The sequence below is a fragment of the Methanosarcina sediminis genome, from assembly GCF_052056915.1.
Taxonomy (GTDB): Archaea; Halobacteriota; Methanosarcinia; order Methanosarcinales; family Methanosarcinaceae; genus MTP4.
The window spans coordinates 2,450,547-2,463,234 of sequence record NZ_CP195119.1 but is presented as its reverse complement, the minus strand read 5'-3'; the positions used below and the strand labels follow the sequence as shown (position 1 = coordinate 2,463,234).

The window sequence follows — 12,688 nt, the reverse complement described above, 5'->3', positions numbered from 1 at the left end:
GCAAGAGGTCAGAGAGTGAGCGAAAAACACCTTACATACGCAGAATCAGGCGTTGACATCAGGAAAGAAGAAAAAACCATTAAAGCCCTGACAGGCAAACTCAGCTATGTACGGGAAGGCATCGGCGCCCCCTTGACGGGTATCGGGCACTATGCAGGCCTGCTGGACTTCGGGGAATATGCCCTTGCCCTGGCAACGGACGGGGTAGGCTCGAAAGTTCTCATCGCAAACGAGATGCAGCGCTGGAACACCGTGGGAATCGACTGCATTGCCATGAACGTAAACGACCTCCTTGCCATAGGGGCCGAACCCGTGGCTTTTGTGGACTACCTGGCTCTCGAAAAGCACGACGAGGCCTTTGCCGAGCAGATAGGGGAAGGGCTTTTGAAAGGAGCCGAGATCTCCAGGATGTCCATCGTCGGAGGGGAAACCGCCACCCTTCCCGACATCATCAAAGGTTTCGACCTTGCAGGCACCTGCCTCGGGATGGTTAAGAAAGGCGAGGACATAACCGGGGAAAAAGTGCAGGTCGGAGACGTTATTGTGGGGATCCCGAGCAGCGGGGTGCACAGCAACGGCTACACACTTGTCAGGAAGATCATCGAAGAATCGAAATACTCCTATCAGGACCCCTGCCCCTACGATGCTTCAAAGACCATAGGAGAAGACCTCCTGATACCGACCAGGATCTATATCGAAGTCCTGGACGCCCTCAAAGAATGCGAAGTCCACGGGCTTGCCCACATCACAGGCAGCGGACTTTTGAAGCTGAGAAGGGTGACAAAACTCGGCTTCGACTTTTACGATCCCCTGGAACCCCAGGAAATCTTCAAGTTCCTCCAGAAAGAAGGCGGAGTCGAAGACCTGGAGATGTACCAGACCTTCAACATGGGCATGGGCTTCCTGCTAATCCTCCCGGAAAAAGACGCAGCAAGGGCTGCCGAAATAACCGGTGGGAAAATAGTAGGGAAAATAGTGGAAAGCGGAATCAGGGTCAGAGACCTGGTAATAGAATAAGCGAGTGTAAAACTAATTAGTGTAAAACTAATTAGTGCAAAACTATTACTGCAAAATTAATCAGAGTAAAACTCGGTTTTGAAAGTCAACTTAGAGGAAGGTGAGGGTAAAACTCTTTTCCCCTAGGTTGAAATCTTTTTAGAATTCACCTGCTTTTAGAATTCACTTTTTCCACATATCCAGGAAGCTGCCTGGTGGTTTTTTGGAGCTTGCAGGAGGCTTGCTTTTCTTCAATGAGGGAGTCACCTTTTCCTTCTCCATTTCCCTGAGCCGATCGATCTCCTTTATGCTATCCTCGTTGTCTACGGTCAGGACAAACGTTCCATAGCAGGGCTTTGTATAGGTGAAGATCAGAGCACTTCCTTTAACCCCCAGAGCAATGGGCGGAACTCCTATTATGTGGTAGTCCCTGAATATCTTGTAGCCGGGAGAAACATAGTAAACCTCGTCCGAGTTTTCCTTAATGTACTCTCTGGCATCCTTATAGGTCGTCCTATCCAGGAGGATCTCGTACTTCATTTGCTCAATACAGCTCATTTGGATATCTCCTCCAGCACCTTATCCAGCTTTTTCTTGAGCTGAACGGGATTGTGAGCGGCCTTTTCGATGATCCTATCACAATCGAATTCGATGGTTTCGGCCAGAGCCTCGGCGTTCCTTCCAAAGACTATGGAGTACAGTTTAGCCTCGGAAAGGGCACTCATTGTAGCGGCATAGGTCATTCCGGCATCATTATGCATAAAGGCAAAGCAGATGTCGAAATCCGCTCTTTTCTCAATAACGTCCTTCAGGGTTTTATCGAGATTCACCAGATTTTTTACATAATAGCTGTCGGAATCAGAGACTCTCAAAAGCTTAGTTGCTGCACCTGTCCCGGCAACGGTTACATCGAATCCTGAGTTAGTCAGCTTATGGGAAAGATACAGAGCAATGCTGGTTTGAATTGGGACCTCAGGGCATCCCATCATGAGGAGCACTTTTACGCCGGTCATAAATTTCATCTCTGATGTATTTTTATCATTAAGAATGCTATCTGTAAGAATGCTATCTGTAAGAATGGAATATACATAAGCCTGAATTTAACCTTTGCAATTAAGATTTAGGTGGAAATCCTTGAAACGGAATAATGTTTTAATTCAACCATGTTCCCGTAGATTCGTGTTTCGATTCTTCTAAGTTCTGATTATAATAATTCTCATGTGTTAACAATTTATATGTTTGTTGATATCGCTCCTAAAAAAGGTTCAATATTCCAGGTTTAAATATCGTGAAAAGGAAGTTCTGAGAAGCACTAAGGGTTAGAAAATTCCGTAATAAAGTCAAAGAAGCAAAACTTGGAACCATCTTTTTACTCTTTTTAGAATGAGCTATCTCTATATATTATCCCCCCTTAATTTAAATTTGTAGATTTAATAGAGGTCATTTGAGGCAGTGGCAGCCATCAAAATCTTTCTGGCTGATCTAAAAGAAAAAAATCATAAAAGGTACAAAAATGGTATGTTTAAGCGATCTGGACTTTGAACTTCTCCTGAAGAATGCCACACTCAAGGAGTGTGAAAAAACCGTAAAGGATAATTCTGAAGAAGTTTACCTTGTACCCGGCGGATACAAGGTAAAAGACCTCCCTCTCATGGGAGAGGTAGCCCCTGTGGGGTTTTCAGGAGACGACATAATATTTCAGTATATAAAACCCTGCTTCGGCTTGTTTGTCCTGAGGCTTAGAAACGAAGCAAGAGAGATCAAAAAGCTGAAAGCCCAGTACAGCAAAGACAAAAACGTTAAAAGGATAAAATGAGGAGGAGGAAGGTCGATAAAAAAGAATTAAGTCTTTAACTTTTCTTCGGACCTTAACTTTTCTTCAGACCTTAACATCCAGACCCGGACTTTTCCTTCAGACCTTAACATCCAGACCCGGACTTTTCCTTCAGAGTTCAAATAATTTAGATCTGAACTTTCCTGACCTGAACTTGTTCAGACCTTAACTTTACAGGCCCCGCAGATCCTGCATTTGAAGAACTCTTCTGCAGGCAGTTCATGCACGGTGGTTGCCACTATCAGTCCCTTTCCGATTTCCTTTGCAACCATAATGGCTCTTCCCTTATCATCTTCCAGCACCACGTAGGCATCGGTTTCTGCGAAATAACCGTCGCATCCAACGGGAGGGTGGACACCTTCCACAAGCTTCTGGGCATCGTGCTCGCCCACTGGCCGGGGAGTACAGGGGTTTTCCTCCATTACGTACTTCAGGGTGAAGGGCAGCCATTCATATTCATATTCCGGAACAAGAGGGCTGAAGACCAGCAGGGTCCCACCCTTTTCCACAAACCTTTCAAGGCGAGTTCCACTGCTTTCGATCCCGGACCCTATTTTGGTATACTGCCGGTTTGCAAAACCTGTGGGCACAACCAGAATTTTACAGGCGGGAAGATAGGGGGTGCCCAGGGAGCCGGAATGTGTCCGGGTGCATTCAAGGCCGTATTCAAGAAACAGTTTTTCAAAAAGCAAAGGGGTGTCCCAGAGCAGAATCACGTCACTCATGGAAAAGGGATATGAAACTCTGCAATATCAATGTATCTGTAGGTCAACGTATCAGTAAGTCAACGTATCAGTAAGTCAACGCATCAGTAAGTCAACGCATCAGTAAGTCAACGCATCAGTAAGTCAACGCATCAGTAAGTCAACGTATCAGTAAGTCAACGTATCAGTAATTTAACGTATCAGTAAGTCAACGTATCAGTAAGTCAACGTATCAGTAAGTCAATAGTAGACTTTTTTTAAACAAAGTCCTGAAACAAAAACCTGAGAGCAGAGTTTCAGGGAATCAGAGAACCGGGATCGACAAAATCGGGTTTTGTTTCGGCACAGGAATCGGGACCTTTCCTGAAATCAAAAAGGATCATGTTGGGACTGGAAGTTACTGTGAAAGGATAGAAAAGAGCCCTTAACATGTTTGAGTAATACTGAGTGACGTATTCACAGACCTTTTCATCGTAATACTCATGAATGAGTTTTATGTATTCACGCCCTTTTTCCGTGGAGACCTCAATATCACTCCCCATGTTGCCTGTCAGGTAGAGTTCCTTGAAAATCATAATGTGTTCGGAAAGAGTGAGAGCATCAGGAGGTTTTCCCGCGAGGAATTCGAAGTCCCTTGCAATATCCGCAACATCAGGCACTCTTCCGGAGACAAGGTCCTCAAAAATTGATTTCTGTATGCTGATTCGCTGGTAGTTGTGCTGCCTGTAGAGATGGATGAGATTTTTCCAGAAATCAGGCTTTTTCCGGATTTCCCGGAAGGTGCTGTCCATGGAACCGAACTGCCCTTCAAAGCCTTCAGGAACCTTTTCATAATCAAGATACTTAAAGCGCTTCAGGTAAAGCTTGGTCACATTTGACCTGCTGTACAGTCCCTGGACATCCAGTTTCATCTGTTTAACCAGGTAAAGAGCAACCCCGTGAACCAGGTGTTCCCGGAAAGAAGGATTGCCGTTTGAGAAAGTAAGAGTAAACGATTCCGGTTCCGGCTCTCCCCGGTATTCTGCGGAAACCTTAATCTTCCAGCCAAGCTTCTCGTTAAGTGTGTTCAGGTAGTTGATTATTTCAGGGACCTTTCTGAACTTATAAGGATTTATAAGCTCATATATGGTAGATTCATCCATAAGCAGCCCTGAAGTTTTTTTAAAGAACCATTCAAACATGGTACGGTGTACAAGTATGAATTCGTCCGTCTCAATAAGCTTATTGCGAATTTCCGTATTTTGAGGAACACTATTTACGTACTTTTCCGCATCCACAGCCTTTTTTCCTTCCACTACCCGGGAAGAAATTTCAATAGCGTCCCTTATCGCTGCACTCAGGTTGCCGTTATTTTTTTCCAGAAAAGGCTGGAGCTTATCGATATAGCACTGGTCAATCGAGATATTCTTCCGGACTATCACTTAGATTGCCTTCTTCAACCTGTTGGGACCAGGCAGGTATTTAAGCATTAATTGTTCACTCGCCTTGACCACATAATTGAGTAACACCCAATACCAAATAATTGTAGATTATAACTTTTAATTTTTTTGGTACATGTGTTTAAAAGATTAGACAGTTTGCGAAAGGGACAAAAACGTAGAATACAGAGCTTTGGAGAGAAGAGAGAAGGCCGGGGAAAAACCTGCTACAGTTTAAAAAAAACTGAAGATCCCTTCCAGAGCTGAGAAAAATCCCTGAAAAAGGAAAATATCCGAAAAGGAGATTACCTGGAAAAAGCCGGAAGGCTGTTTAACACTTTTCCCTGAATTCGAAAATCAGAAGGTTCGAAATGATCCTTACTTCAAACTCATATCCGGCAGCCTGGAACAGCCTGGAAAACATCTCAACCAATTTGAGGGAAGCCTTTTCACTGGAAAACTGATGCCGGATTTTTACCTGCATCCTTCCTTCCTCAAAAACCCTTTCGACATCACTTACAAGCTGGGTGACTGAGGCCAGTTTTTTCGTGGCAACGATCATTTCGCAAAGCGAGATCTCTCGTATAGGTTTACCCGCAGATTCTTCGAAAAAGCTTGTCACGTCAGGGACTTCTCCCACGAGGAAAGCTTCAAAAACGTCCTTGTTCAGGTTCACCCTCTGGTACCTTTGCTGCCTGTACCTGACTATGAGGGAAATCCAGAAATCAGGCCGGCTCTTAATCTCCTTGAAAACGGCATCAAAAGCTCCGAAGTTTTTTAAAATTCCTGGAGGAAGTTCCAGACCCATAGACCTGTATTCCTTGAGATATATACGGATAGAGTTTGATTTCCGGTGGACAAAAGAGACGTCCAGATCCATATAAAGGGCAAGGAAAATAGAGATTTTCTCCGAAATGAAAGCCCTGAAACTCGGGTCCCCGTTTTCGAGAATTATTACTTCGGTTTTATCGTCATCCAGGTGATATGTCGAAGCTACAAGTTCCCACCCCATGTTCCGGCTTCGGGTGTTCAGGTACCCCACCAGGTCGGGAAGAGACTTTATCCGGTAAGGATTGAAAAGTTCACTTACGATCCCTTCTTCCACGAGAATCCCGTCGGTTTTCTCGATCAGCCACCTAACGGCAAGCTGACTCATTAATATACATTCTCCACTTTCAATCAGGCTGTTGCGAAGCGCAGGGTACCCGGGTTCTTCCCTTAGGTGCTTAATAGCCTCTTCGATTGTGTCATATTCCTGTAGTGCAGCTTCGGCAAGTTCGATGGCATCCCGTATTGCCGCACTCAGATTACCAGAGTTATTATCCAGAAAAGGGCGCAATTTTTGCAGGTACTCGTCTTCCATTGAGATATTCTTTCGGATCACTAGCGTTCCCCAGAGTTGTTTTTGAATATAAGGTACTTTCAAGCCGGGCATTGAAATTTGAAACAAATGTCCGTCGTATTTCCGGATAACGGATGTTTACGGGCATCAGGATGTGAATGGATGCCATCCAATACACACTAAGATGTTAATCGCTGGTATATAAAATTTCTTAAATATTATAAAAATAAGAATGAGCTGCTTTCATGCCAATCTCTAAAAAGAAACCGAGAAGACCTGAAAGAACACGAAAGGACGCGAAAGAATATGAAAGGAAACGAAAGGACGCGAAAGAATACGAAAGAATATGAAATTAGACCCCAACTCTCATTTTCTTAGAGTTCCACGCCTTCGTCTGAAGGGTAGGGAAGCCCGGAAATTTCCTTTTCAACTTCCGGACCATTGAACTCCAATATTGTAAGCCCCTTAAGAGAGGTTACACTGAAACTGTGCCAGCCTGCCCGGAATACATCAGAAAAAAGACGGACCATTTTGGCACTTACCTTTTCACTGGAATAATTATGGTAAACTTTGATGTACTCTTTCCCTTTTTCCGTGTTAATTTCGACATCGTCCACAAGCTGCGAGGCCATAAACAGGTGTTTGAAAAGAGGGATCAATTCCGAAAGCGGGATTTCACGGAGCTTGCGCCCGGCTTTTACCTCGAAATACTTCTTTATATCGGGATATTCCCCCGCAGCAAAAGCTTCGAAGAGGTTCCTGTCGATGTTTATCCGCTGGTAGTTGAAAAACTTGTATAGTTCGACGAGCGTTTTCCAGAAATCCACTTTTCTTTCGATTTCCCTGTACATGCTGTCCATCGACCCGAAGTACTTCAGGATCCCGGGGGGAATTTCTCCCTGTTCATGCCGTGCAAAGGGCTTCAGGTAGACGGTAGTCGAGTTGGACTTCCTGTGCACCACTTCCACATCCAGGCTCATCCACCGCGCCAGGAAAAGACAAACTGTTTCCACAACGAGTTCCCGGAGGTCCCGATCTCCCCCCAGAAAACCCACAGTTGAAAATTCAGGGTCAAGTTCCTTGCCGCAGGCAGCCGAAACCTCCAGATTCCAGCCCATCTTCCGGCTGCGGGCATTGAGATATCCTTCAAGTTCGGACATCGTTCTGATCCTGTAAGGGTTGATCAGTTCATGGACAACGTCTTCATCCAGCAGCCTGCCGGAAGTATTCTTCACAAGCCAGTTCAACACTTGCTGGCTTACCATGATGCCTTCCCCTGACTCCACCAGGGTTTCCATTCCTCCGAAATCAATTTCACTTCCATTCAGGGAATTTGCTGCTTTTTCCGGAGTCCCGTGCTTTTCCAGAGCGAGATCGGCAAGCTCGATAGCTTCCCTTACCGCCGCACTGAGATTTCCTCCATGCCTGTCCAGGAAAGGCTGGAGCTTAAGGAGATGAGCATCATCCAGGGAGATGTTTTTACGAATCAAAAGAGCCCTCGACATTTTATATAAGATAACTTTCCGGGCCGCCAGAACAGGTCTGCAGATCCTTGGACCCGGAAAACGCCATAAACTTTCACGAAATTTTATATTTTCTACCAGTTACTGCTTTAATGCAACAAATATAAATAAGTTATTATATCGTTTTATAAATATTAATAAGATGCATCCCGGGAAATCTATCCGGAAAACTCAGGATGACCGACACGGCTTTAAGTTCAGCATATTATTTACTCTCATGCAAAGCGAAGAAAGACTTACAAGAGTCCGCACGATCGCGGATTACCAGTTTGGTAAAGGCTCCGGAAAAGAACTTTTCCCTGAAGGGGCAACATTCCAGTTATCCCGGACAAAGAGAGTGCGCCAGGTTTTCCACTCCGGAAAGCGCATCACAACAGCAAGGGCAAAGGACGGTTTTTTTACCCTGAGTATGAAAGGGGCAGCCGTTCTTCACGGATATTTACCGGGAAAAAGGCTAAGGGTAGTGGTCTGTGAAGATGCGGCCCCTTTTGTGGCAAAAGGTAAAACGGCTTTTGCAAAACATGTGGTATCCCTCGACCCCGAACTCAGGGCAGGGGACGAAGTCCTTGTCACGGACGAAAACGACAGGCTGCTTGCGACCGGACAGCTGCTCCTCTCTCCCGAAGAGGTCCTTGCCCTTGAGGGTGGGCCTGCAGTGGATGTGCGGGTAGGCATAGAATCAAAGAAAGCGGAATGAACCTCCAACACAGGAGTCCCTGTGTTTTCCCTTTGCTCATCCGGGTTTTCCCTGTATGTTCCCTGTGTTTTTTCTTTCCTCTTCCCGGATTTATCTTTCGGATTTTCCGGAGAAGACACTGGAGAAAGGAAATAGACTGGAGAAAGGAAATAGAATAGATATTTCCGGAAATTTACACAATATTTTATATGTAAAGGCTGGTAGAAATAGGACATAATATAATGAGGATGCCATTTTGTGTGGCTCAGGCCCACAGTAAATGAATAAAAATATATCCTGTAAAGTAGTTTTTGCTTGAAAGTACTTCATAGATTTCTGAAAAAGGATTTCAAACAATATCCCTGCAGCAGAGATCCAGGCATCCAAAATCAGTTCCCGGAGAGTGAAAACATTTCAGAGCCAGAACAGGTCTTTAAATCCCTGCTCATTCCCGACAACACCAGAATAGAAGCTAACCGGATCTTCGTGGAAGGAGACGTGATTGTCGGCAACCACTCCAGTATTGAATACGGGATTTCCGGAAATACGGTTATAATCGGGGAAGGTGTGAGCGTTTCTGGAGACGTTGCAGCCAGGTCCGATGCCAGGATTGACATGTGGTCCAAATTCGGGAGCAATGTCGATGTTGGGAAAAACGCCTACCTGGGAGAATTCGTGACAATTGACGGGAAACTGACCGTTGAAAGAGATCTGGACGTTGGAAAAGAAGTGAAGGTCAAAGCCGGATTCGAAACCAAAGGCTGGATAGTTGTCAGGAACCCCGTACCCGTCATCATGTTCCTTTTCCTGTACATCAGGGAAATGATGGGCCTCGGAAAGGGCGAAGAAGTTGAAAAAGCCATTGAAGACCTCTTCGAAGATTGTGAGGACAATGAAAAGACCCCCCGACTTGGCGAAAAGCTCCTGATTGTGCCCGCAGGCTCTAAAGTCTCCCCGAAAGCCATAGAAGTTGCAGAAAAAGCCTTGATAGGAAACGGCTGTGTTCTCATAGGAAATATTAAGGCGCAGTCGTTAGAGGCAGGAAAAGGCCTGACCCTGCAGGGAAGCATCCATTCGGAGGACAAGATTACTCTCGGGGACAACAGCACTGTCCACGGCAGCCTTGTTTCAAAAGGACAGGTCCGTATAGGAAGAAACAGCCGGATCTACGGAGGAATAAAGGCCGATGCCGTGTTCCTGCATGAAAAGGCAAGGGTAGACGGTACTATCAGGGCACCTTCCGGAGTATCGTTTATCCGGGAACCTGCAGAAAAAATAGCTTTCAAAAAAATCCGGAATTTTGAGAGCCCAGCGACTGAAAAAGCAGCTGAAGGGTTTAAAGAAAGCTCTCATGAAGAAGGGGGCGTAAAAGCCTTTGAAGTGGTAGAAATCGAAACCCTCATGAAAACAAAGGCAAAAGCTAAAAACGGTTTTGTGCCCGGCAGAGGAAGAATGCCTGCAAGAACCGGGGCAATGGGAAGAAGCCGACGTTTTATGGGTGTTCAGAGGTTCAGATAAGAAAAATGCAGGGTTTCAGGGTCCTGAAGGCTGCCATAAGCCGGAGACCGGACTTTTCCCCACTTCCGGCCCCAAACTGGGAAGAGCCTGAAAACTCCCGAACCCTGACTAATCCTGGCTTTTCTAAGGCATACTCCGATTTTTTTATTTTGAGTGAAGAAACCTTTAAGAAGGTAGCATATTCTTTGAAGGAAATTGCCTTGCAGCAATAAGATTATTAGGGGATCAGAGAATTATCTGGCTTCAGATAGAATAGATGAGAGTTTCAACTGACTGCTATAATTACGGAGATATTCTTCCGCAGGTAAGAGCTGTAAGTAAGTTGTCGCAAGTAAGCGGTTGCAAGTAAGCGGCTTACCATTATAACTTTTAGTTATAAATTTCAGAGAAGGTGTTCATTTGACAGAAGGAATAATGGATCAGAAAGATCCACAGGCAAAGTACAATTCCGTTATCGGGAAAGATGCAAAATACGTTATGCAGACCTACGGGCGCCAGCCCCTCGTGCTCTCGAAAGGAAAAGGGGCACTTGTCTATGACGTGCACGGGAAAGAATATATCGACTGCGTGGCAGGGATTGCGGTAAACAACGTAGGGCACTGCCATCCGAAAGTGGTCCAGGCTATCAGGGAGCAGGCAGGAGAACTAATGCACGTCTCCAACCTCTACTACACCGAAATCCAGGCCGAACTTGCGGAAGCCCTGATTTCGGTTACGGGCATGGGACGTGTTTTTTTCTGCAACTCGGGAGCCGAAGCCGTGGAAGCTGCAATGAAACTTGCCCGCATGGTCTCAGGGAAAAGCGCCTTTATCGCAGCCGAAGGTTCCTTCCACGGCAGGACCATAGGAGCACTTTCCGTAACCTACAAAAACGCATACAGAGCACCTTTCGAGCCTCCAGTAAGTTCGCAGACCACCTTTGTCCCCTACTCCGATGCCGATGCAATCAGGCAGGCAATCTCCGACAATACCGCCGCCGTTATCCTGGAACCCGTCCAGGGGGAAGGCGGGGTGAACATTCCTGACCCCGGCTACCTTAAAGAAGTAAGGGAAATCTGCGACGAAACCGGCACTCTCCTGATCTTTGACGAGGTGCAGACAGGCTTCGGGAGAACAGGGACCTGGTTCTGTAAAGAGCAGGCAGGGGTTGAACCCGACATTATGAGCATGGCAAAAGCAATCGGAGGAGGTTTCCCCATGGGAGCCATTGCCGCCCGTGAAGGAATCAGTTTCGAGCGCGGCCAGCATGCGGCCACCTTCGGAGGCGGTCCCCTGGCCTGTGCTGCTGCTCTCGCCTCAATCGGAGCCATCAAGGAAGAAAAGCTCCTGGAACGTTCCCGTGAAATGGGAGCTTATTTTATAGAAAAACTCAGGAACATGGACAGGGACGATGTAGTGGAAGTCCGTGGGAAAGGGCTCATGATCGGGGTTGAGATGAACTACAAATGTGGGGATATCGTGGACTTTGCCCGGGAACACGGTGTGCTTGTGAACTGCACCTCGGACTCGGTGCTCCGCCTTGTGCCCCCGCTTGTAATCACCAAAGAGCAGATAGATGCGGTAGTTGGTATCCTTGAGCAGGCCTGAACTCATAAAAAAAGAAATTTTTGAGATTGCAGAGTACGTGCCCGGAAAATCGATCGAGGAAATAGCCTCGGCTTACGAGCTTGACCCGGCAACGATCATCAAGCTCGGATCGAACGAAAACCCCCTTGGACCCTCCCCGAAAGCCGTGGAAGCCCTAATAAACGCCGCTCCCGGCGCAAACATCTACCCCTCAGCCGATGCCCGGGAGTTAAGGGAAGCCCTGTCGGAATACACAGGGTTTCCACTCTCGAACCTTGTCGCGTCCGGCCCCGGGATGGACGGGCTCCTGGACGGGCTTTGCAGGCTCACCCTCGAAAAAGGAGACGAAGTCATTGTCCCGACCCCCACCTTTGCCTATTACGAACTTCCGGCCCTGGCCTGCGGGGGAATCCCGGTCTTTGTCAGCAGGGAAGCCGACTTTTCCGTGGACCCGGAAAAAGTCCTGGCAGCCGAAACCCCGCGAACAAAGCTTATCTTCCTCTGCTCTCCCAACAACCCCTCAGGGAACCTCCTGCCTGAAGCCGACCTGAGAAAGGTCCTCGAAAATACCCGGGCCCTTGTCTTCGTTGACGAAGCCTATGTGGAATTTGCCGACAGGAACCTCGCAGGCCTGGTCAGCGAGTACGACAACCTGATCGTAGGCAGGACCTTTTCCAAAGCCTTCGGACTTGCAGGCCTGCGCCTTGGCTACGGGATCATGCCGGAATGGCTTCAAAGGGAATACATGCGGGCAGCAACGCCTTTCTGCGTGAGCCTCCCCGCTCTCAGGGCAGGAATCGCTGCCCTATCGGATACAGAACACCTCCGGAAGAGCATAGAACTTGCCAGGAAAGGAAGGGAAGACCTGAAAGAGAGGATGCCTTTCAAAGTTTACCCCTCCCAGGCCAACTTCGTCCTCGTGGATGTCGCCCCGCTTAAATCAAAAGCCGTGTCCGAAGCTCTCCTGAAAAAAGGGATTATTGTGCGTCCCTGCGACTCCTTCCGAGATGCCGGGGATACCCTGATCCGCCTGACAGTGGGAACCCCGGAACAGAACGAAAAGGTGATCCAAGCTTTCGAGGCCGCAAAAAAAGAGCTTTGAGAAAAGAAG

General features: G+C 47.0%; 12 protein-coding genes. 6 read left to right on the top strand and 6 right to left on the bottom strand.

Features of this window, described 5'->3' with window-relative positions; translation table 11 throughout:
- The first annotated feature begins 15 nt into the window (after positions 1-15).
- On the top strand, positions 16-1,017 hold the full coding sequence (purM, locus tag ACSAZK_RS10595) for a phosphoribosylformylglycinamidine cyclo-ligase (RefSeq protein WP_440954109.1): 1,002 nt from the start codon (positions 16-18) through the stop codon (positions 1,015-1,017).
- A 162-nt stretch (positions 1,018-1,179) separates the two neighbouring features.
- Here the strand turns inward: purM and ACSAZK_RS10590 are convergent, their stop codons facing one another.
- Both ACSAZK_RS10590 and ACSAZK_RS10585 read right to left on the bottom strand, forming a co-directional pair.
- Positions 1,180-1,554 carry a DUF1894 domain-containing protein gene (locus ACSAZK_RS10590; RefSeq protein WP_440954108.1) on the bottom strand — a complete coding sequence of 125 codons (375 nt, stop codon included), beginning with the start codon at positions 1,552-1,554 and terminating at the stop codon, positions 1,180-1,182.
- Positions 1,551-2,009 (bottom strand): DUF1890 domain-containing protein, encoded by a 459-nt coding sequence (locus ACSAZK_RS10585; protein ID WP_048182026.1) that lies wholly within the window; start codon positions 2,007-2,009, stop codon positions 1,551-1,553. The genes ACSAZK_RS10590 and ACSAZK_RS10585 overlap by 4 nt, the downstream gene beginning before the upstream one ends.
- Positions 2,010-2,509: 500 nt before the next feature.
- On the opposite strand from ACSAZK_RS10585, the gene ACSAZK_RS10580 reads away from it, so the two are divergent.
- Positions 2,510-2,812, top strand: a complete 303-nt coding sequence (locus ACSAZK_RS10580; RefSeq protein ID WP_440954107.1) for a DUF1894 domain-containing protein — start codon at positions 2,510-2,512, stop codon at positions 2,810-2,812.
- 176 nt (positions 2,813-2,988) lie between these two features.
- Here ACSAZK_RS10580 and ACSAZK_RS10575 read toward each other — a convergent pair whose 3' ends face one another.
- From ACSAZK_RS10575 to ACSAZK_RS10560, 4 genes are all read right to left on the bottom strand, one after another.
- Positions 2,989-3,555: a hypothetical protein gene (locus ACSAZK_RS10575; protein ID WP_440954106.1), complete on the bottom strand. Its 567-nt coding sequence runs from the start codon at positions 3,553-3,555 to the stop codon at positions 2,989-2,991.
- A 275-nt stretch (positions 3,556-3,830) separates the two neighbouring features.
- On the bottom strand, positions 3,831-4,955 hold the full coding sequence (locus ACSAZK_RS10570; protein ID WP_440954105.1) for a hypothetical protein: 1,125 nt from the start codon (positions 4,953-4,955) through the stop codon (positions 3,831-3,833).
- 328 nt (positions 4,956-5,283) lie between these two features.
- Positions 5,284-6,336, bottom strand: a complete 1,053-nt coding sequence (locus ACSAZK_RS10565) for a hypothetical protein (RefSeq protein WP_440954104.1) — start codon at positions 6,334-6,336, stop codon at positions 5,284-5,286.
- A gap of 332 nt (positions 6,337-6,668) precedes the next feature.
- Positions 6,669-7,784 (bottom strand): hypothetical protein, encoded by a 1,116-nt coding sequence (locus ACSAZK_RS10560; protein WP_440954103.1) that lies wholly within the window; start codon positions 7,782-7,784, stop codon positions 6,669-6,671.
- A 250-nt stretch (positions 7,785-8,034) separates the two neighbouring features.
- Between ACSAZK_RS10560 and ACSAZK_RS10555 the strand changes: the two genes are divergently transcribed.
- The 4 genes from ACSAZK_RS10555 to hisC all read left to right on the top strand — a co-directional run bounded on the left by ACSAZK_RS10555 (position 8,035) and on the right by hisC (position 12,679).
- Positions 8,035-8,514 (top strand): PUA domain-containing protein, encoded by a 480-nt coding sequence (locus tag ACSAZK_RS10555; RefSeq protein WP_440954102.1) that lies wholly within the window; start codon positions 8,035-8,037, stop codon positions 8,512-8,514.
- A 294-nt stretch (positions 8,515-8,808) separates the two neighbouring features.
- Positions 8,809-10,011 carry a polymer-forming cytoskeletal protein gene (locus ACSAZK_RS10550; protein ID WP_440954101.1) on the top strand — a complete coding sequence of 401 codons (1,203 nt, stop codon included), beginning with the start codon at positions 8,809-8,811 and terminating at the stop codon, positions 10,009-10,011.
- Positions 10,012-10,425: 414 nt separating this feature from the next.
- A complete protein-coding gene (locus tag ACSAZK_RS10545) occupies positions 10,426-11,598 on the top strand; it encodes an acetylornithine transaminase (RefSeq protein WP_440954100.1) in 1,173 nt (390 codons plus the stop codon).
- Positions 11,585-12,679, top strand: coding sequence for a histidinol-phosphate transaminase (hisC, locus tag ACSAZK_RS10540; protein WP_440954099.1), 1,095 nt, complete (start codon positions 11,585-11,587; stop codon positions 12,677-12,679). Before ACSAZK_RS10545 ends, hisC begins: the two co-directional genes overlap by 14 nt.
- Positions 12,680-12,688 lie beyond the last annotated feature (9 nt).